At 55.7% G+C, this 20,464-nt stretch carries 19 protein-coding genes; 7 read left to right on the top strand and 12 right to left on the bottom strand.

Translation table 11 applies throughout. The features are described from left to right. Positions 1 to 4: 4 nt before the first annotated feature. Genes B5D32_RS10905 through B5D32_RS10895 form a run of 3 tightly spaced genes read right to left on the bottom strand, consistent with a single transcriptional unit; the run spans position 5 to position 2,702 of the window. Positions 5 to 1,411 (bottom strand): ABC transporter ATP-binding protein, encoded by a 1,407-nt coding sequence (locus B5D32_RS10905; protein WP_078785050.1) that lies wholly within the window; start codon positions 1,409 to 1,411, stop codon positions 5 to 7. Next, positions 1,408 to 2,103, bottom strand: coding sequence for an energy-coupling factor transporter transmembrane component T (locus tag B5D32_RS10900; RefSeq protein WP_078785049.1), 696 nt, complete (start codon positions 2,101 to 2,103; stop codon positions 1,408 to 1,410). The genes B5D32_RS10905 and B5D32_RS10900 overlap by 4 nt, the downstream gene beginning before the upstream one ends. Further along, positions 2,100 to 2,702 (bottom strand): MptD family putative ECF transporter S component, encoded by a 603-nt coding sequence (locus tag B5D32_RS10895; protein WP_078785048.1) that lies wholly within the window; start codon positions 2,700 to 2,702, stop codon positions 2,100 to 2,102. Before B5D32_RS10895 ends, B5D32_RS10900 begins: the two co-directional genes overlap by 4 nt. Before the next feature lie 191 nt (positions 2,703 to 2,893). Between B5D32_RS10895 and B5D32_RS10890 the strand changes: the two genes are divergently transcribed. Beyond that, positions 2,894 to 3,391: a cob(I)yrinic acid a,c-diamide adenosyltransferase gene (locus tag B5D32_RS10890; protein WP_078785047.1), complete on the top strand. Its 498-nt coding sequence runs from the start codon at positions 2,894 to 2,896 to the stop codon at positions 3,389 to 3,391. Between the two features lie 115 nt (positions 3,392 to 3,506). Here the strand turns inward: B5D32_RS10890 and B5D32_RS10885 are convergent, their stop codons facing one another. From B5D32_RS10885 to B5D32_RS10855, 7 genes are all read right to left on the bottom strand, one after another. Further along, a complete protein-coding gene (locus tag B5D32_RS10885) occupies positions 3,507 to 4,736 on the bottom strand; it encodes a glycerate kinase type-2 family protein (RefSeq protein ID WP_078785046.1) in 1,230 nt (409 codons plus the stop codon). 1,001 nt (positions 4,737 to 5,737) lie between these two features. After that, entirely contained in the window at positions 5,738 to 6,175 is a 438-nt protein-coding gene (locus tag B5D32_RS10880) for a hypothetical protein (RefSeq protein WP_078785045.1), read from the bottom strand. 4 nt (positions 6,176 to 6,179) lie between these two features. Then, positions 6,180 to 7,082: a DMT family transporter gene (locus B5D32_RS10875; protein WP_143402738.1), complete on the bottom strand. Its 903-nt coding sequence runs from the start codon at positions 7,080 to 7,082 to the stop codon at positions 6,180 to 6,182. Between the two features lie 50 nt (positions 7,083 to 7,132). Next, positions 7,133 to 8,584 (bottom strand): glycoside hydrolase family 1 protein, encoded by a 1,452-nt coding sequence (locus B5D32_RS10870; RefSeq protein ID WP_200805189.1) that lies wholly within the window; start codon positions 8,582 to 8,584, stop codon positions 7,133 to 7,135. A gap of 22 nt (positions 8,585 to 8,606) precedes the next feature. Then, on the bottom strand, positions 8,607 to 9,005 hold the full coding sequence (locus B5D32_RS10865) for a PTS lactose/cellobiose transporter subunit IIA (RefSeq protein WP_242943445.1): 399 nt from the start codon (positions 9,003 to 9,005) through the stop codon (positions 8,607 to 8,609). 165 nt (positions 9,006 to 9,170) lie between these two features. After that, entirely contained in the window at positions 9,171 to 10,421 is a 1,251-nt protein-coding gene (locus B5D32_RS10860) for a PTS sugar transporter subunit IIC (protein ID WP_078785043.1), read from the bottom strand. Between the two features lie 82 nt (positions 10,422 to 10,503). Continuing rightward, positions 10,504 to 10,821, bottom strand: a complete 318-nt coding sequence (locus tag B5D32_RS10855) for a PTS sugar transporter subunit IIB (protein ID WP_078785042.1) — start codon at positions 10,819 to 10,821, stop codon at positions 10,504 to 10,506. 449 nt (positions 10,822 to 11,270) lie between these two features. Here B5D32_RS10855 and B5D32_RS10850 point away from each other — a divergent pair, with 449 nt between their 5' ends. From B5D32_RS10850 to B5D32_RS10825, 6 genes are all read left to right on the top strand, one after another. Beyond that, on the top strand, positions 11,271 to 13,157 hold the full coding sequence (locus tag B5D32_RS10850) for a BglG family transcription antiterminator (RefSeq protein WP_159447028.1): 1,887 nt from the start codon (positions 11,271 to 11,273) through the stop codon (positions 13,155 to 13,157). A gap of 60 nt (positions 13,158 to 13,217) precedes the next feature. Further along, the gene (locus tag B5D32_RS10845) at positions 13,218 to 14,000 is read left to right on the top strand and encodes an HAD hydrolase family protein (RefSeq protein WP_078785040.1); all 783 of its coding nucleotides are present in this window, start codon (positions 13,218 to 13,220) and stop codon (positions 13,998 to 14,000) included. A 265-nt stretch (positions 14,001 to 14,265) separates the two neighbouring features. Then, on the top strand, positions 14,266 to 15,558 hold the full coding sequence (locus tag B5D32_RS10840) for an ATP-binding protein (protein ID WP_078785039.1): 1,293 nt from the start codon (positions 14,266 to 14,268) through the stop codon (positions 15,556 to 15,558). 202 nt (positions 15,559 to 15,760) lie between these two features. Further along, complete coding sequence (locus B5D32_RS10835) at positions 15,761 to 17,080, top strand: ATP-binding protein (RefSeq protein WP_242943444.1); 1,320 nt, start codon at positions 15,761 to 15,763, stop codon at positions 17,078 to 17,080. A gap of 121 nt (positions 17,081 to 17,201) precedes the next feature. Then, positions 17,202 to 17,378: a hypothetical protein gene (locus B5D32_RS15225; RefSeq protein WP_159447027.1), complete on the top strand. Its 177-nt coding sequence runs from the start codon at positions 17,202 to 17,204 to the stop codon at positions 17,376 to 17,378. Between the two features lie 346 nt (positions 17,379 to 17,724). Continuing rightward, entirely contained in the window at positions 17,725 to 18,450 is a 726-nt protein-coding gene (locus tag B5D32_RS10825) for a recombinase family protein (RefSeq protein ID WP_078785037.1), read from the top strand. On the opposite strand, the gene B5D32_RS10820 is transcribed toward B5D32_RS10825, so the two are convergent. Further along, the gene (locus B5D32_RS10820) at positions 18,428 to 19,285 is read right to left on the bottom strand and encodes a Fic family protein (protein WP_242943443.1); all 858 of its coding nucleotides are present in this window, start codon (positions 19,283 to 19,285) and stop codon (positions 18,428 to 18,430) included. The two genes, B5D32_RS10825 and B5D32_RS10820, sit on opposite strands and share 23 nt — an antisense overlap. 737 nt (positions 19,286 to 20,022) lie before the next feature. Continuing rightward, positions 20,023 to 20,464 (bottom strand): transposase (locus tag B5D32_RS10815; RefSeq protein WP_200805188.1); only part of this gene is annotated, 442 nt, incomplete at its 5' end.

Below are 20,464 nucleotides of genomic sequence, written 5' to 3'. Positions count from 1 at the left end.
GGGGTCACACTCCTTCCGTATCGTCCCAGCGTATGACGCGGTCACACCAGTTGGCGGCCAGCTCCTCATCGTGGGTGATGACAAGCAGGGTCTTGCCCTGCGCCTTCCATTCCTGCAAAAGCTGCCCGACCTGCTGCATACTGCCCAGGTCAAGGCCGCTCGTCGGCTCGTCCAGTAAGATCAGCGGCTTGTCGGACAGCATGGCCGCCGCTACGACGACCCGCTGCTTCTGCCCGCCGGAAAGGCTCATCGGGTGGCGGTCCGCCAGACCGTCCAGCCCCAGCGCCTGCAAAACGGCGTCGCACCGCTCCGGGTGGGCTGCGCCGAGCAGCACCTCCTCCCGCACGCTGTCACTGAACAGCTGATAGTTCACATCCTGCATGACAAGGAAGCTGCTCCTGAGCCGCTCGCTTGCGTTGGCGGGTCTGCCGTTCCGGCAGATTTTGCCGCTGACCGGCTCCAGCAGGCCGCAGAGCGTGCGGGCCATCGTCGATTTGCCGATGCCGTTGCGCCCCATCAGGCCGACGATCTCACCGGCGGCAAAGCTCATATCGGGCAGGGTGCGCAGCGGGTGCTTTTTGTCGCAGCCCAGCGTGACGCCCTCCAGCGTGAGCACCGGCGTACCGGGGCATCGGGCGCTCTGCTTTGCGCGGATTCCGGCGCGGCAGTCGTCCAGCGTGCGGGCGCGCAGACCGTACCCGGCCAATGTGTCCGCAGGCAGCGCGGCAAACTCCGCAGCGGACCACTGCGCGGCCAGGCGGCCCGCCGCAAAGAAGAAATACCTGTCCGCCAGATCGGTGATCCAGGCAAGGCGGTGCTCCGCCAGCACAACGGTCACGCCCTGCCGCTTCATCACGGCGATCATATCGTGCAGCTGCGCGATGGCGGCGGCGTCCAGGTTGCTCGTCGGCTCGTCCAGCACCAACAGCCGCGGGCCGAGCATACAGGCCGCCGCGAACGCGACGCGCTGCTTTTCCCCGCCCGACAGCTTGAAAACGCTGCGGTCCATCAGCGGGCCGAGCCGGAACTGTTCGACGACCTCGTCCACGCGGCGGCGGATGGCCTGCGGCTCCATGCCGGCGTTCTCACAGGGGAAGGCCAGCTCCGCCGTCGTGTCCACGTTGAAATACTGGGTCTTGGGGTTCTGGAACACGCTGCCGACCTGCGGCACATAGGCTTCGATGGCGGCCTCGCCCGCGGCCAGCCCCGCCGCCGTGCAGCGGCCTGTCAGGGTGCCGGGATAAAATTCCGGGGAAAGGCCGTTCAGCAGATGGGTGAACGTCGTCTTGCCGCAGCCGCTCCGGCCACAGAGGACGACGCATTCCCCGGGCTGCACCGTCAGCGTGACGTCCTGCAGGGCGGGGGAGGGGGCACTTTGATAGGTAAAGCTTGCGTTTTCGGCTTCGATCATAGCAGCGTCACCACCTTCCAGAGCAGGGGCAGCGTGCAGAGCGCGGGATAGAGGAAATCCCACGCGGTCAGCCGCAGCTCGGTCATGCAGGTATGCCGCCCCGGTAGGCCGATGCCCTTGGTCAGCGCGGCGGCGGAAAGATCCTGCGCCACATTGTTGCTGTTCATCAAAAGCGGCATCAGGATGTATTCCAGCGACTGCACGGGATGGCGCAGCAGCGCGCCGCGGCCCGCGGCAATGCCCCGCAGGGCCATGGCCGCGCGGATGTGGCGGTAATCCTCGCCCACGGTGGGAAAGAACCGCACGACGACGGCACAGGGGATGATGATGCTCTCCGGCAGGTGCATCCGGCGCAGCGCGGCGGTCAGCTCCCCGACTGTCGTCGTTGAAAACGCATAGGCGCCGGTGATGATGCAGGGCAGCATCATCCGCACGCCGACCGAGACGAGGGAGAGCAGGTTCAGCAGCACGCTCTCCCCGACGCGGGGCACGACAAAGAGGTCCACGGCCAGCAGACCAAAGTACAGCACCGACAGCCGTACCCCCGCGCGGGCTTTGCCCGACAGGAAGAACAGCAGCAGGCACAGCGCCGTGGCAGCGGCCTCCGCCCCGGTGCCGACGTGAAAGAGAAGCATCAGGTTGGCAAGCAGCAGCAGGTAGAGCTTGGCGCGCGGGTCCATGCGGAAGGTCATGCAACGATCCCCGCCTTTTCAAAGTGCTTCTTCAGCATCTTCTGGCCGAAGAAGCCGCCCACAAGGGCGCAAATCAAAATTGCCAGTATGCTGACCACAAAGCTGCCGCTGTTAATGGGTGCAAACAGCGTGTCGATGTAGGCGGCGTCCTTGCCGCGGGCCGTCAGGTTGGCTATGTAGGCGGATTTCATGAACCACAGCGGCAAAATCGGGCCGGTCAGGCCATAGGAAAACACGACGTAGCTGGCCAGCAGCAGCTTTTTGCTGCGGTATTTGCCCGCAGCGGCCACCAGGTCTGCCGCGACGCCGCAGATGATGTTGGCCGCGAACGACAGCACAAAATGGCCGGAGACGAAGAAGAACAGGCCCATCACAAGGCCCATGATCGTGATGCCGCCGAATTTTTGCAGCTTGGCGGCCAGCAGCATATAGACGCTGCCGGAGATCAGCGCGGCCACGGCGGGCAGCAGAATGTTGCCCACGCCCGGCAGCAGTGCACAGGCGAAGGTCGCCACGGTGACAAGCACAAAGTACAGCGCGGTAAAGACGCCGACAGAGATCAGATCGGGCACGGTCAGCTTGTTGAACTTCTGGTTCATGGGGATTCCTCCTGACTTGTGTTAGCTTATTCTAACTCGTATAGCATAAAAAGCACCATGCCTGTACATGGTGTTCACAGCAGAGGTTAGTTTAGCATAACCGACGTGCCTTTGTCAACTGCCGGTATTTGCAAGCGGCGCGGAGGGTGTGCTATAATAAGATGGAAATTACTGCAAGGGGAGGGGCAGCCATGCTGCATCTGTACTGGGGCGACGGCAAGGGCAAGACTACCGCCGCCATGGGGCTGGCGCTGCGGGCGCTGGGCCATGGCCGCAGGGTGGTCATCCTGCAATTTTTAAAAGACGGCTCCAGCGGCGAAATTGAAATGCTGCGCCGCTGCGGGGCAGTCGTCTACGCCTGCCCCAACGCGAAATTCACCTGGCTTATGACCGACGCAGAGCGCGCCGAGGCACGCCGGACGAACACCCGGACGTTACAGACGATTTTACAGGGCAGCTTTGACCTGCTGGTGCTGGACGAAGCCTGTGCCGCCTGCAAAAATGACCTTGTGGAGGAAGCTCTGCTGCGGGAGGCCGCCGCCCGCGCCGAACAGGGGGCAGAGGTCGTGCTGACCGGGCGTGAGCCCGCTGCCTGGATGCAGGACGCCGCCGACTACTCCACCGAGCTGCGCGCCGTCAAGCACCCCTACACCCGGGGCATCGCCGCGCGCGAGGGCGTTGAATACTGATACATACGGAAAAGGCCCCGCCGCTCCCTCACCATGAGAGCGGCGGGGCTTTCCCGTCCAAAAGAAAAATATAGAAGCAAACAGAGGATGGCGTTTTTGAGCGGTCTGCTTTTTGTCATTCCGTCAGCACAACTGCCACGTCGTTGACGTTTGTGCCGGTGGGGCCGGTCATGATCAGACCGCCAACGGCCTGTAAGGCGTGGTAGGCGTCGTTGTCGGCCAGCGCACGGGGCACGTCCAGGCCCGCCGCAGTGAGGGCGGCTAAGGCTTCGCCGTCCGTGTAGCCGCCCGCGGCATCGGTGGGACCGTCGGTGCCGTCGCTGCCCACCGAGAAAACACAGCACCCGCACAGCCCAGCCAGCGCCGGGGCTGCGGCTAAGGCAAGCTCCTGATTGCGCCCGCCCAGCCCATGGCCTGTCAGATGCACAACGGTCTCGCCGCCCGCGATAAAGGCCCGCTTGCGGCCATGCCCTGCGTGGGTGCGGGCAATGCTTCCCAGAAGGCTGCCGGCCTCCCGGGCCTCACAGCAAAGGCAGTCTGTCAGCAAAACCGGCTCGTACCCTTCGGCGCGGCAGGCGTCCGCAGCGGCGCGGCACAGCTCCCGCACGCTGCCGGTGATTTTTGTGGTCACGTTGGGCAGCGTTTTGGGCGTTTCCTGCCGCAGCAGGGCCGCAGCAGCAGGGGAGAGCGCCAGCCGGTATTTTTCCGCAATGGCAGCAGCCTGCGCGCAGGTCGAGCTGTCCGGACAGGCCGGGCCGCTGGCGATCATATCGAGCGGGTCGCCGAGAATGTCGCTGAGCACCACGCTGTACACCGCGGCGGGCGCACAGGCCAGCGCGAACCGCCCGCCCTTGACGGCAGACAGCCGCTTGCGGATCGTGTTGATCTCAACAATATCCGCACCGCAGGCCAAAAGCGCCTGTGTGATGGCCTGCAGCTCCTCAGCGGGCAGCAGCGGTTTTTCAAACAGCGCGCTGCCGCCGCCGGAGAGCAGAAACAGCACGGTGTCGTCCGCCCGCAGACCGCTGACAAGCGCCAGCGCCCGCTGGGTGGCCGCAAAGCTGTTGTCGTCCGGCACCGGATGCCCTGCCTCGCAGCAGGTCACGCCGGGCAGCGGCCCCCTGACATGGCCGTATTTTGTGATGACGATCCCGCCGTCCACACGGCCCAGCACGGCCAGCGCCGCGTGGGCCATCTGCCACGCGGCCTTGCCCGCTGCCACGAGAAATACACGCCCCTGCGGGTGAAAACGCTCCAAAGCGCGGCGCACCGCCTCATCCGGCAAAACGGACCGGATGGCCGCTGTCCAAATCGATTCTGCGCGTTGGCGCAAGAGCTGCTCCATTGTGTTGCTCCTTTCCTTTCGTAAAAGCAGGGGACAGCCGCCCGGCCCTCTGCTTTTTGCCGGCAGACATAACAAAACCGGGGCGGAACCTTGCGTCCGCCCCGGTGGTATCAGATGATTGGAGTCATAGCCTCATAACCCTTTGCCTTATTTTTCGGTCTGTTTCCGTTTGGTCATAGGAATCATCCCTGTTTTTTTTGTTTCGGGTCTGATGCAGAGGTGTTGCCCTCTTAACTCTGGTACATGGGAGTTTCTCCTTGATGATCAGGTGAAGTTCAGATAGGATCTGTTGGGTGGAGTGGTGGTAGTCATCGCTGCCAGCCTTCTTTCAGCCTAATCTATATTCACGCGGGGGTCTGTTTTGACGGGCCCGTGTGTCTGCTAGCAATTTTGTAAAATACCGTACATCACATTTTTATTGATCTTTTACAGAGAATACTCTGCGGCTTTTGGATGCAGTCTTATTCTGTCAGCAGGCCCACGCCCGCCGGTGATAAATAGGATCCTTGAAGTTTACCATTGGACTTGAGCCTCCTTCCTTGCGAAATCCTGCCGATCAGTCTTTCTGTTTCTCTGTTGAGAAATCCGCTCCCTGGGAACTTTTGGCTTTTTAGCTTCGGCTGTTTTCTTTCTGTAACTATACTATAGCACAGCCCCGGCCTTTCGTCTATTCGCAGACTTCACAACCTTGCAAGGCTGGATTTGTGCATTGTTTCCGAATGGGAATACACATGGTATAAATTTAACAGACTGTCGAAAAAGGTGTGCTCACCCCTTGGCCCCCTCTGCGAGGGGGCTCCGCCCGCAGGCGGTGGGGGAGAAAACTGTACGGTTGCCCGAAATATTTCGGGCTATGGCAAGGTTCTCTCCCTCTGCCCCTTCGGGGCACCTCCCTCGCAGAGGGAGGTTTTTCGACACGCAGCACAAAGCCCCTGCCGCAGTGCTGCGGCAGGGGCTTTGTGTAATATGAGGAATGCTGTGTAACTCAGCAAGGGAATGGCTTATTCGTTGTCGTCCTTGTCGGCTGGTTTGCTCCACTCTTTAAAGGACGGAACTTTTGGGTAAGCTTTCAGTTGCTTTTTCATTTTGCGGATGGCAATGCTGTAGGGGTTCAGGGCGCCGGACAGGTACAGCCCCGCGGCAAAGATGAAAAATACGCTGGCAATCAGCATAAACGCACGCTGCCCCACATTGGCGGCCAGCAAAAAGGTGACTGTCGAGCCGATCACCATCATTTCCGCGGTGGCATTGCCCTTGCGGCGCTGCTCCTTCGGGGTCAGGCGCACGTCCTCCAAGGCCATCAGCCAGTTCATCTGCTCGTCTGTGATGTTCAGCTCGGATTTATAGCGGTGCAGATTGCGGCGGGTCTCGGCATCAGCGTTCTTGTAGGTCTCACTCTTGTGGTAATCCTGTACCGTGGGGGTCTGTTTCTTTGCCATTTGCTTATCCTTTCCGTTTTGCGGGGGCCGGCAGCTGCAAAAGCACCAGCGCGGCGACCTCGCACACAATGCCGGCTACGCCGAATCCATCCATCTTCTGCCCGAACAATACCAGCCCGAACAGCGCGGCGGCCACAGGCTCAAAGGTGGCGGCAATGGACGCACGGCTGGCGGGGATGGTTTTCAGCGCGGCGGTGTACAGCCACTGCGCCGCTAAAGAGCACACCAGCCCCAACCCGAGGTTGGCGGCCAGCGCACCGGGCGTTGTCAGGATATAGGCAACGCCCGGCAGCTCACCTGCGGCGGCGGTAAACACAAGGCTTGCCGCTGCACTGAAAAGGAACATGTAAAACAGATTTGTCATCGGGCTGTACTTTTTCAGCTTGGTGGCCAGCAGAATATTCTGCAGCGTGTAGCACAGCGCGGCACCGAGACCGTAGGCCACACCGCCCGCATCCAGCGTTACGCCGCCTGCCACGCCGCTGACTAACGCACAGCCCAGCAGGCTGAGCACAAGGCACAGCCCCTTGCCGGGGGTGAACTTTTCATGCAGGAACACGACGCTGAACAGCATGACAAGGGACGGCATAAGGTAGATGAGCACGGCAGCCGTGCCCATACCCACAAGCTGGATGGAGTAGGTGTAGAACAGGCCGAACATAAACAGCCCCAATGCACCTGCCGGGACGAACCAGACAAGGTCCCGCAGGTCGATCTTCAGCGCGGCGGGGTTTTTCGCCGCCAGCCAGATGCCTGTCAGAATGGCCATCGAGGCCATACGCACGAGAGTCATTTGGGTGCCGTTGACGCCGTAGGCCGTCAGGATATTGATAAAGATACCGTTTGCGCCCCAGCAGGCCGCTGCCAACAGCACCATCAGCACTGCTGCTGTTTCCTTTTGTTTCACAGTCCGTACTCCATTGTAATCGGATATTTTGCTTTTGTCAAAAAGCTTCCTTAGCCAAGGTCCTCGCCGTTAGAAGCGGTAACTTTCTTGTACCAGTAGTAGCTGTCCTTCAGGCTGCGCTTGCCGGTGCCGTTAAACTGGTTGTCGTAGTCGACATAGATGAAGCCATAGCGCTTCTCGATCTCGCTGGAGGAGCAGGAGATGATGTCAATGGGGCCCCACGGATAGTAACCGCGCACATCAACGCCGTCCTTGACCGACTCGATGACCTGTTCAACATGCTTGCGCAGATAGTCGATGCGGTACGGGTCGTGAATGGAGCCGTCGGCCTCGACCTTATCGTAGGCGCCAAGGCCGTTCTCGGTGATGTAGAGGGGCTTCTGGTAGCGGTCCCAGTACTCGTTCAGCGCAATGCGCAGGCCGAGGGGGTCAATGCCCCAGCCCCAGTCGCTGGCCGGAATGTCGGGGTTCGGCACCTGACCCAGCTCAGAGTGCAGATACGGCTCCTCGCCGGACAGGCGGCTGTAGTAGTAGCTCAGCGATACGAAATCGACCGTGCCCTCTTTCAGAGCCTCCTCGTCGCCGGGGTAGAAGTTGATATGAATGTTGTGCTCATCGTAATAGCGCAGGGCGTAACCGGGGTAATAGCCGCGGACCATGATGTCGCCGTACAGATATTCCATCTGGTTGTGGCGCATATTCCAGTACACATCCTCGGGGCGATGGCTGATGGGATAGGTCAGGTTGGAGCAGAACATCATGCCGATCTCGTTGGCGGGGTCGATCTCATGGGCAATCTTGGTGGCCTTGGCGCAGGCGACCATCTCATTGTGGACGCCCTGATACTTGGCCTCCAGCAGGTTGTCGACCTTGTCGCTGGCAATCCCCAGATGGTTGAAGCTCTCGTGGATGATGAGGTTGATCTGGTTGACCAAAATCCACTTATGGACCTTGCCCTTGTAGCGCTTGAACAGCACCTCGCAGTACTTCACAAAGAAGTCAACGACCTCGCGGCTGGCCCAGCCGTTGTATTTCAGGGCCAGATTCAGCGGCATCTCATAGTGGCTGACCGTGATCAGCGGCTCCATGCCGTTGGCAATGATCGTGTCGATGAGGTCATCGTAGAACTTCAGGCCCTCCTCGTTGGGCGTGGCATCATCCCCGTTGGGGAAGATACGGGCCCAGTTGATGGAGGTGCGCAGGCTGTTCATGCCGGTGCCTGCCAGCAGCTTGATGTCCTCCTTGTAGGTGTGGTAGAAGTCGATGCCGCGGCGTTTGGGGTAGAACTTGTCGTCCTCCTCCATGGCGCGCTTGATGTATGCGGTGTCGATCTCCATGTTGTAGCGCTCGTCCGGCGGGATGTCATACTGGCTGCGGTTGATGTCTGCCAGGCACCAGCCCTTGCCGCCCTCTTTCCATGCGCCCTCCATCTGGTTGGCGGCCAGTGCGCCGCCCCAGAGGAAGTCTTTCGGCATACCGTTGTATTTGCTCATCTTTTCCATTTTAGATTCTCCTTGTCAAAAATCAGCCCTGCACCTTGGCCTCAAGGTCAGCAAGACGCTTTTCATAGTTTTTGGCGATTTTCAGCATACTCTTGGTCATGTTGATCTCGACCTGGATCGTCATAAGGGTATCCTGTGCGTGGGCAAACAGGACATAGTAGCCCATCTTCTCATCACCGCCGCGAATGTCGCCCTGGATCATCTCGGTCTGAACATTGTGGGCCTCGGCCTGCAGCTTGTCAGCCTCCTTCAGCTCAGCCTTGGCCTCGTCCAGCTCACCCTTGGCAATGTGGTCCATAGCCTTGCTGGCGTGCAGGCGAGCGTCACCGGAGCCCATGATGATATCCATGGCCTTGCCCATGACATATTCATCTTTTTCTTCCTGGGTCATACCCGTCATCGGGCTCTTTTCCTCTTCCATAAAAATGCTCCTTTGTATTCGTTATGGTTAAATCGTGTGACTTATAGGATGTTGTGTGACTGCGCCCTGATGAAAATACCGCCTGGTCGAGTAGAGCCGGCCGGACGGTACTTTTTTCACTTTCAACTTACAGATCAAGCGGCACCTGTAAGCGTTTTGCGGCTATCAGGCCTTGATGGCGGCAGCCTCTTCCTTGACCTTCTGGTCGTCATAGGCCTTCAGGAACGGGAACCAGATGACGGCAGAGAGAACAAAGGTCAGGATGGCGAAGATCACGCCGGTGATGCTGCCCTGCGTAGCGATAAAGGTGCTGATGGGGTACGGGCAGTACCACAGGTCGAACTGGATGCGCGGGATGGGGGCAAACGGGATGACCTTCGTGAAGATGTAGGTCACGATGGGAAGGATGATGCCCTGAAGCCACATAGGCAGCATCAACAGGGGGTTCCAAGCGATGGCACCGAAGATGATGGGCTCGTTGATGTTGAAGATGCCGGGCACGATGCAGGCACGGCCAAGGGCCTTCAGCTCGCTGGACTTGCAGATAACCATCATCAACAGGCAGAGGGACAGCGTGCAGCCGACACCGCCGATCCACAGATAGGTGCAGAACATGAAGGTCTCGGTAAAGATGCCCAGGTTCTGGTAGGTGGCAACACCGGCAGCGACCAGCTCAAGGTTGGCGGTGATAACAGCCAGCTTGACAGGCTCATCAACAGGGGTAAGCACCCAAGTGGAGATACCCATGGAGTAGATGAAGCACTTCAGGAATAAGAAGAACACGAAGCCGACAGGAGAAGTCAAAGCACTCTGCAGCGGCATAAAGACGGCCTGCACAGCACCGGCAACATCGACACCGGCGACCTGAACGATCAGCCAGCCGCCCGCGATCACAAGCATGATGGGCAGCAGGGAGTCAAACCACTGACGAACGAAGTCGGGAATGGCGGAATCCTCTTTGAAGAAAGAGAACTTAGCGAACGCACCAAAGACCAGACCAACGATAATGCCGGTGAAGATGGCAACGAACATACCGTTGGCACCGTACAGGGAGTGGCCCTGGCCCATTTCCTCAGCAGACTGCGGGTCGATGCAGATCATAAAGAGCATCATGCCCGTGAAGCCCGCGAGGATGCGCTGCTTACGGAAGCGCTTTTTCTCGCAGTAGTTAAAGGGGATCAGGAAGGAGGCCATCAGGCCGATTTTGCTCATCGTCCAGCCGAAGGGAGTCCAGAAGCTGGGCAGAGCGGGAATGTAGTCGTTCAGGATGGTGCCGACGCAGAAGATAGAGCCTGCCAGAATGAAGGGCAGCAGCTGCATCACCGAGTCCTTGATGACCACGATCCAAGTCAGGTTCGTGATCTTTTGCAGTTTCGGCGCGAAAGAATTTTCGAGCCATTTAATGAGTTTATCCATTGGTTTCCTCCTCATTTATGCTGCCGATGGTCGGCAGCACTATTTAGTGCAGGGCCGCTTCCTTGCTTGGTACCGTAGAGTATCAGGCCTCGCCGAACATGGCAAGGATCTGATCCAGCGCAGCATCGCCGTTCAGGCGTGCGTAGGCAGCCTGCTCAATGACGCCGACCTTGATATCATAACCCTCGCAGATCTCCTCCATCTCGGGCAGGGTAGAGGCGAGGTGAGGTCCGATCATCAGGCAGTCGATCTCATCGACATAATCCTCAACAGTGGACTCGCTGCGTGCATTGACAGTGATGGACAGGCCGCGGGCTGCGGCAGCCTTGCGGATGTTGGCAGCCATAAAGCCGGAAGATGCGCCGGAACCGCAGACGAGCAGAACATTGTGCTTTTTCATAAGTTGTTTACCTCTTTCGTGTTAAATTCCTCATATTTTTGCGGGTCTTCATACCCAGGACCCTTTCTGTGTTTTCAGCATACTGCAATTTTTTGCATAGTGCAACCCGACTTTTGCACACCGTTGGTGCAATCTGTCAATGTGCAAAATAATTGCACACCAAAGTTGTGCACTCTGCTTAAAAAAGCAGCTTTTACAGATTTTTGCAACAGAAAAAGCATACTTTTTGGCATTTTGTACGGCTTTTTGCAGACCCCCTGTGAAAATTGCCGCTTTTCTTTTGGGGCAGGGTTGGGGTATACTATGAATATAAAAGTAAGGCAGGGTGCCCCACCCTGCAATACGGCAGTTACAGCAGCGCCCCGCCCGGAGAGAAAAAGCCGATTTATGCCACACATTCAACGAAACGAAAGGACCCACCGTTCATAGCTAGCAAGCAAAACCAGCTCGTGCAGACATTGCTGGATCAGAACCAGCAGCTCAACGCCACCCAGCTTGCCAATTCGCTGGGGGTATCGGTGCGCACGGTACATAACTATATCAATGCAGTCAATGCGCAATACCAGGATGCCATCGTCTCGACGCCGACAGGATACCGCATTGCGCCCGCTATGGCGCAGCAGATGCTGCACCAAAGCCCGAGCGACATCCCCCAGAACGCGCAGGACCGCTGCACCTACATCTTGAACCGCCTTGTACAGAAGGGCGGCAGCCTGAACCTGTACGACCTGTGCGATGAAATTTATATCAGCGCAACGACCTTTCACGGCCTGATGGGCAAGATGCGCCGCCTGACGCGGGAATACGACCTGAGCCTTGCCGTCAGCGGGGACACAGTGACACTGACGGGCAGTGAGCGCAACAAGCGCCGCCTGCTCAGCGGACTTTTGTACCATGAATCCGCCAGCGCGTTTACAAGCACGGACTCCCTGCAGGCAGCATTTCCCAGCATTGACATTGAAAAAATACGCGCGGATGTCATGGATGTGCTGAACGAAAACCACTACTTCATCAATGACTATTCACTGCTGAATCTGCTTTTGCACATTGCCATCGCCATAAACCGTGTACAGAACGGCTGCGTTTACACGGAAGCCCCCAGTACTATGCACCCGCTGGACCCGCAGAATGAAAGGCTTGCGCAGGAGCTGACCGAGAGATTGGCCCGTAATTTCAACATTCGCTTCTCTGCAGCCGAACAGTATGAAATGGCGCTGCTGCTCGTCTCCCGTACCTCGATGCTGGACTATGCGGCCATCACGCCCGACAATATTGCTGACTATATCGGCAGCGACTGCACCGACCTTGTACACCAGCTCATCAACACCGTAAAGGACTTTTACGACATCAATCTGGACGAGCCGGAGTTTTTCATCCGCTTTGCGCTGCATACCCACAATCTGTTGGTGCGCGCGCAGAACAGGAGCTTCTGCAAGAATCCGCTGGTCAGTGAGATACGCCAGAGTTGCCCGCTGATTTACGATGTGTCCGTGCAGCTTTCGGGCATCATCCGCGAAAAGACAGGCATCACGCTCGATGAGGATGAGATTGCCTACATCGCGCTGCATCTGGGCGGTGCGCTGGAAACGCAGAAGGAACTGGCAAACCGTGTGCCCGCCGTACTGTACTGCCCCAGCTACTACAATATGGACAGCAGCCTTGCGGACCGCATCAGCCGCCGCATGCAGGGTAAAATCCTGCTTACCAACGTATTTACAAAAGAGAGCCTGCTTGACCAGCTTACCGGCAGTGCGCTGGTCATCTCCACCGTGCGGCCCCACAGAGTATTGGATATGCCGCTTGTGCTTATCTCGCCTTTTTTGACGAACTCCGACATTATGGCGCTGAACCGCAAGGTGGAGGAAATCAACACGCAGGCGCGGCGTGAAAACTTCCGCCGCAGCCTGTCGGCTATCCTGACGCCGGAGCTGTTTGAAACAGGCTCCCATTGTACTACGCGGGAGGAAGTAGTCCACCACATGTGCAGCCGCCTGCTGGCGCTGGGCTGCACGACCCCGGCGTTCGAGGCCGCCGTCATGGAACGGGAGAGCATTTCGTCCACGGCGTTCGGGCAGTTTGCGATACCCCACACGCTGAAAATGTGCAGCCCGCGCACCTGTATGGCTGTATATGTCAGCCGCACCCCCATCTGCTGGGACGACACGGCTGTCAACCTTGTGATCATGCTGAGCTTCAACCCCAATGACCGCAAGATTTTTTACGATATTTTTGAGCCGCTGTCCATGATTCTGCTGGACAGCAACAATTTGAAGGGTGCCCTTCTGTGCAGGGATTACACCGCCTTTATTGATTTTTTGGTGGAGCGTATGGAATGATTTCGCTGTGCAGCCATCATATTGCATGGCATTGACCAATCGGGAAAGGAAAGAACTTGGATGATACAGTTTCACACCTTAGTTGCCAGCGATCTGGACGGCACCCTGCTGCCGGAGGGGCAGACCGAACTGTCCTGCGCCGTGTTTGACGAGATACGCCGCCTGCATGACTGCGGGGTGTTGTTCTGTGCTGCCAGCGGCCGCCCCCTTGACGCCTTGCGGGAGTTGTTTGCCCCCGTGGCGGACAAAATTGCCTATATGTCCGAGAATGCCGCCTATGTCTGCTATGGCCGTGAGCTGCTGCATACGATACCCATGCCGCGGGCGCTTTGCGCCGAGCTGGTCGCCTATCTGGGAACGCGCACGGACTGTGTATCCCGTGCCTGCACTACGACAGGCCGCTATTATTTTGTGCCAACCGCTGCCGCCCAAGCGAATCTGGACGCGGTGGGCGTTGAGTTCGGGAACTGCCGTATTGTGAAGGACTTCAGCGAGGTAAAAGGAGATGTGACCCAAATTTCCGCCATCTCCGCAGGGGATATGAACATTCCGGCCAAGGAAATCCTGCCCCTCTGGCAAGACCGCATCGGTGCCGCCATCACGGGCGAGCACTGGCTGGATTTCACCGCAGCGGGCAAGGATAAGGGGCTGCATCTGCTGTGCGCGCATTTCGGTATCCCGCAGGAAAACACATACGCCTTCGGTGACAGCTACAACGATGCCCCCATGCTCCGTGCGGCGGCGCACCCCTATCTGATGCGCATTGCGCCTGCCGATTTAAAGGCAGAGTTTGCCACGCAGATCGATGACGTGACAAGTGTGCTGAAAACGCTGGGACACTGAATAACGGCCTTTGCGGCTTTTCTTTACCGGGGCGGCAATGCCGGGCACACCTGTTTGAGAGCGTCAAAAATAAGAACAGCCGCGGGGCGATGCAGCTTTGGAACGGTGCTGCTATGGAACGTGCGTCAGGGGAAGCGCTGTTTGTGACGGAACTTAGTATAATTTACAAGCGCAATGTAATATTGTCAACTATACTCGACAAAAACGCAAGAATATGATAAACTATACTTGACAAAACAAGCTGCGTTCCTCGGAGGCACACGCTATGAACCATGCACTTTTAAAATCCGTCATCTACGACCAACATGAATTTATCCGTGATTTTCAAATCGTGCCGCGCGACTACGAATTTGAGGAAAACGGCAATTATGTGCTGGTGGGTCTGCGCCGCGCGGGAAAATCCACGCTGCTGTATAAAATCGTGCTGGATCTGGTGGCGTCCGGTGTGGACTGGGAACAGATCATCTACATCAACTTTGAGGACGAGCGCCTTTCCGAGTTCACCGTTGCAGACTTCAACGACCTGCTGTCGGTGCAGAGCGAGATGAGCGACAAAAAAGGCTATTTCTTTCTGGATGAGGTGCAGAACATTGACGGCTGGGAGAAGTTTGCCCGCCGCATGGCCGACGCCAAGGAGCACATCTACATCACGGGCAGCAACGCCAAAATGCTGAGCCGAGAGATAGAAACCACGCTGGGCGGACGCTTTTTTGCCAAGCATATTACGCCCTATGCCTTCGGCGAGTACCTGACCGCCTGCGAGGTTCCCCACGATGAACCGGCACTGCTGGGCACCAAAACAAACGGGAAGATCCGCGCCGCCTGCGCGCAGTATCTGCAATACGGCGGCCTGCCGGAATCGCTGCTGTACAAGGCCAAGCGGGAGTATATTTCAGGCGTTTACCAAAAAGTGCTGCTGGGCGACATCATCACGCGGAACAGCATCCGCAACGACTATGCGGTAAAGATTCTGATAAAAAAAATAGCGGAGTCCGTCCGCAGTGAGATTTCCTATTCCAAGCTGCAAAAGACCCTGCGCGCCGTCAATGTATCGCTGGCCAAGGATACGATCTCCGACTACATCCGTTATGCGGAGGATGCCTATCTGCTGTTCCATCTGCAGAACTATTACGCAAACCTCGTCGAGAAGGAGAGCTACCCGAAGTTTTATTTCTCCGACAACGGCATTGTAAGCCTGTTTCTGGACCGGAAAGAGTCGGTGCAGCTGGAAAATATGGTGGCTGTAGCGCTTACACGTGCCTATCCGGGCGATGTGTATTATCTGAAATCCGCAAAGACGGGAATCGACATTGATTTCTATGTGCCCTCCATCGGTCTGGCCGTACAGGCAGCCTATTCCATTGCCGGGGATGCCCGCGAACGCGAAGTCGGCAACCTGAAAAAGCTGGCGCAGAATTCGCAGGGGGCCGCGCGGCTCGTCATCGTGACCTACGAGGAAGAAGAAACCATCATCGAGGACGGCGTGACCATCGAGGCCGTACCGCTGTATAAGTTTTTGCTGGAGCTGGAAAGCGGAAAATACGGTGCAGCATATTAAATTATAAAACGCAGGGGAGATATTATGTCATGATGACATAATATCTCCCCATTTGCGGTAACTATAAACGAAAACAGGACAAAACAGCAGACAAATATGTTGCGTAAACGGACAAAACGATTTTTCTAGGGGGGCATCCGGCATGGAAAACAGCAGCAATAGTACGTTACAACGAACCGCTGCGAAAAAGATACAGGTTTTTTTGCAGAGCAATACGCACAAGGCGCTGCTTGTTACAGGGGCGCGGCAGGTCGGCAAAACGACCCTGATCCGCCAGCAGGGGCAGGAAGCCTTCCCGAATTTTGTGGAACTGAATTTTTTGGAAAACACAGCCGCGCGGCAGCTGTTTGAAACAGCCACCGACAGCAGCGATTTCCTGCTGCGGCTCTCTGCGCTGGTGGGGGAAAAGCTGGTCCCCGGCAAGACGCTTATCTTTTTGGATGAAGTGCAGGAGTGCAAGGAAATCGTGACCGCCATCAAGTTTTTGGTGGAGGAAGGCAGCTACCGCTATATTTTAAGCGGGTCGCTGCTGGGCGTGGAGCTTAAAGACATTCGCAGCGCACCGGTCGGCTATCTTGACGTACTGGAAATGTTCCCGATGGATATAGAGGAATTTGCCCGCGCCAACGGCGTGTCGGATCGCATCTTTGACCATCTGCGCAGCTGCTATGACAAAAAGCAGGAAGTTGACCCGCTGGTGCATCAGAAGATGATGGAGCTTTTCCGCCTGTACTTGATCGTGGGTGGTATGCCGGCGGCTGTGGCTTGCTACCTGCAAACGCATAATCTGTATGAAGTCGCCCAGGTGCAGCAGTCCATTCTGACGCTGTACAAAAAGGATATTGCCCGCTATGACCCGAAGGAAAAGCTCTATCTCGAGGATATTTTTGACCTGATCCCAAGCGAGCTGAACGCCAAGAACAAGCGGTTTATTTTAAAGGACCTGCATCAGGACTTTAAGTTAAGCCGCTACCACAATAGTTTTCTGTGGCTGGCCAATGCAGGCGTGGCGCTGCAGACCTACAACGTGGAGGAACCGACGCTGCCGCTGCGGCTGAATCGGCAGAGCAACCTGTTCAAGCTGTTCCTCTGCGATGTGGGGCTGCTGGCGGCCACCTACGCCAACGGCATCCAGCTGGCGCTGCTGAACGGCGAAAAGAACATCAACTTCGGCGCAGTGTTTGAGAACGCCGCCGCCCAGGAGCTGGCCGCCCACGGCTATGCGCTGTACTACTTCAACAGCAAAAAGCAGGGAGAACTGGACTTCGTCATCGAGCACGAGGGCAATGTGCTGCCCCTTGAAATCAAGAGCGGGAAAGACTACACCCGGCATAATGCGCTTTCCGGCGTGATGGCAAACCCGGATTACCACATCCCGGCTGCGTTTGTTTTCCACGGCGGAAACGTGAGTGTGAAGGAGAAAATCACCTATTACCCCATCTATATGATGATGTTCCTGCGTGAGCCGGAGCTGGCGCAGGATCTGACCTATACCCCGGATTTCGGGGTGCTGATGGGGTAAACGATAGTACGGTGTATCGATGGTTCGGGGGAGATATTATGACATGGTGACATAATATCTTTTTCGCCGCCTTCTTTTGTATCACCATGGTGATATACTTATAAAAAAGGAGGGCGGCAATATGGAAAAGAAAATTACCCTGTTTCACGGCTCGGAAAAAATCATAGAGTATCAAACCTATCTGGAAATGATGGACGATGAGACAGACGGCATCTATATCAACAAGGCAAGCGCGGAGAGGTTGTATAAGATTTCCAAAGTGCTTGGCTGCGCGATGGAGGACTTGCTGGAAAAATAGAACAGCAGGAACTGTCCGGACAGTTCCTGCTGCTTTATTTTTAGTGCCGCGTGCGCAGAGACGGGTTTGCGTTTCCGCACTCCGGCTTGCTTATATCCGTCTGTGCGATGCCCGTGCGCTCGGAAAACTGCTTTTGCGTCGGGCCTCTTTCCTGGCGAGATATTATGTCATCATGACCTAATATCCTGTTCATTTCGACTCTATATTTATATGCCGCCTGTTTATTTGGGAAGGTAGTAGCAAAAGTAAGGTTATAGAAAAAAGTATCAAATCTCATTGACAGACATCCGGTTTGCACGGTATAATGATCGTATCAAATTAACCGAACGTCAGGAGTGATACCACCATGCCCGTGTACGGCTACTGCCGCATTTCCACACCGCAGCAAAATATCGAACGCCAGGTGCGCAACATTGCCGCTGCCTACCCTGCGGCGCATATCGTCCGCGAGGTCTATACCGGAACGGCCTGCCGCGGACGGCAGGAGCTGGACAAGCTGCTGCACTGTGTACAGCCCGGGGATACCATTGTGTTTGACAGTGTTTCCCGCATGAGCCGCAGCGCCGAGGAAGGCTGTGCACTCTATGAAACACTGTACAACCGCGGTGTGACGCTCTGCTTTTTGAAGGAGCCGCACATCAATACGGACACCTACAAGCAGGCTTTGCAGCGGCAGGTCAGTTCCTCGCCGGAGACCGGCAGCGCCGCAACGGACCGTTTTGTTTCCGGCATTATGGACGCATTGAACCGCTACACCGCCGACCTTGCCAAGGAGCAGATTCGTCTTGCCTTTGCCCAGGCACAGAAAGAGGTGGACGACCTGCACCAGCGTACCCGCGAGGGCATCCTGACGGCGCGCCTGAACGGCAAGCAGATTGGCCAGACACCGGGGCGAAAGCTTACCATAAAAAAATCTGCCCCCTGTAAGGAGCAGATCAAAAAATACAGCCGTGATTTCGATGGAACTCTCACTGATGCCGACTGCATCAAGCTGATTGGCATCGCACGGAATACGTATTACAAGTATAAGCGGGAGCTGCGGGAAGAACTCACTCGGAATATGGAATCCTGAAATAGTCCAAATACGCTTTGAACCGATCTTGTGCTGCAAGGCAGGTATCCATCAGATACCCATGTTCTTGATTCCATTCGTGCAGGCCGCGATAATAGTACAGTTTTGAATCATCTTCTATAATAAACGGTACAATATTGTTTTTCAGGCACTCTTTAAAAAGGATCAGCCGCCCTACACGCCCATTCCCGTCTTGAAACGGGTGAATACATTCGAAGTCATGGTGAAATGCCACAATTTGTTCCAGAGAATGCGTTTTGGATCCATTATACGCAGCCAACAAGGCTTTGATCTGAGACGCTACCTCTTCCGGCTCAGCTATGGCACGCCCGCCAACTTCGTTCGGTACGCGCTTATATTCACCGACCGCAAACCAGTCTTTTCTGGAGTCACTTGTCCCATTTTTCAATGTGAAATGCAGCCGTTTGAGGAATGTCTCTGATAACGGCTGCATCGCGTTTTCAATAACAAAATCAACGCATCGAAAGTGGTTGGTGGTTTCTATAGTGTCATCAACATTCACCACACTATTTTCCATTCCAATTGTATTCGTCTCAAAAATATAGCGGGTCTGTTCATGCGTCAGGCGACTTCCCTCGATATGATTGGAATTGTACGTCAAATCGATTTGAACTTTGTGGTAGATTCCGCCCTTCCTCTGCTTCCTTTTTTCCTCCCGCAGAACAGACAGCAGGTCGTTTTTTATTTTTGCGTTCTTGCGTTTTGGCTTTTCCGCTGTTTCCGGGATTTTCCAAGTCTTTCCGGCAAGAATTGTCCCATGAATTTTGCCTATAGCGCAATAATTCCGGACAGACCGCGCAATATAGTATAGCACATTATCGGCAAAAAATCTAAGTCTTATTCATTTATTTTCTGTTTTTGCCGATATCAATGGCGGTCTTTTCCCCGTCGCAATACGATGATTTTATTTTTTTATTCTATCCAGTACTCTATTAAAGTCCTGCATAGATGCATCGATTATCCATAGTATAGCTGCACCATTTTCGAAATTGTTGATGGATATTCCTTTGAGAATGGGTTTCAGGGTGTCCCTGATATGCTTGTGTGTATAAACACATGCAATGCTTGCTAACGTTCGCTTTCGCTCACGTTACCCCTTCGGACCGCTGCGGCACCGTTTTTTCCGCAGCCAGAGCCGCCCATCCCGCGATAAGCCCAATGAACAAAAAATCCAGTAACTTTATAAATAGATTTCCTTCTTTCTTGCACTACTTGATTCGTATAAGGATAGGGTCATATTGTATTTGTAGCGTAACAAGCAGGGAAACCCTTATGAAATAAGCGATCACAAGATTTCCCTTGCTTGTATATTGTATTAGTATTTCATTCAACCCGATCGAGTGCTCTACGTTTGCCTTCCCTTAATTTTCCGAAGCGGCTGTTGCACAAGGAAAATTTCCAAGTGCAGCAGCCCCTTTACGGTTAAATGTTTCCAGAAGCACAAAAACACTCGCCATAGACCCCCTAATTTCCAAAAAACAGATAACTCAAACAGGCCCTTCTGAATAACGATTGTTTTCCAGAGGAGCCTGTTTTCCGATTCTTCAAGAATCAGAAATTCAGGTATGCTTTAGGCTGAATCAAATGCAGATTTTGCAGTCCACTGTTGCACTTTGCCAGCAGGTGAGCAATGTTTTGGGAAAGCCCCAAAAACAGAAGCTCCGCCAGCACTTTGACCTTGCCGCCGGTAAGGAAACGCTTGAAATTCCGATTGTGCTTTAGCTGTCCGAAGGCACCCTCTGCCTGAATGGAACGGTTGCAGCGCAGCAACTTTCCTTCCTCGGTGGTAATGTTGTGATACGAATTCTTGCGCAGATTCCGAAATTCCCAGCAGACAGAAATTTCTTTGCGCTTTTCGCTGTCTTTAGCCTTGCAGCAGGCTGTACGGTAAGGGCAGCCGGAGCAGTCCTCGCAGCGGTAAACAGAGATTTTGCGCTCTGTACCGTCCTTCGCATGGGAGGTATAGTGAGAACTGAGATCCAAATGTCTGCCG

Origin of the sequence: Gemmiger formicilis, from assembly GCF_900167555.1 — a bacterium.
Taxonomy (GTDB): domain Bacteria; phylum Bacillota; class Clostridia; order Oscillospirales; family Ruminococcaceae; genus Gemmiger; species Gemmiger formicilis.
Note: the sequence above shows the minus strand (reverse complement) of the source record. Positions and strands in the feature narration are given on the sequence as shown.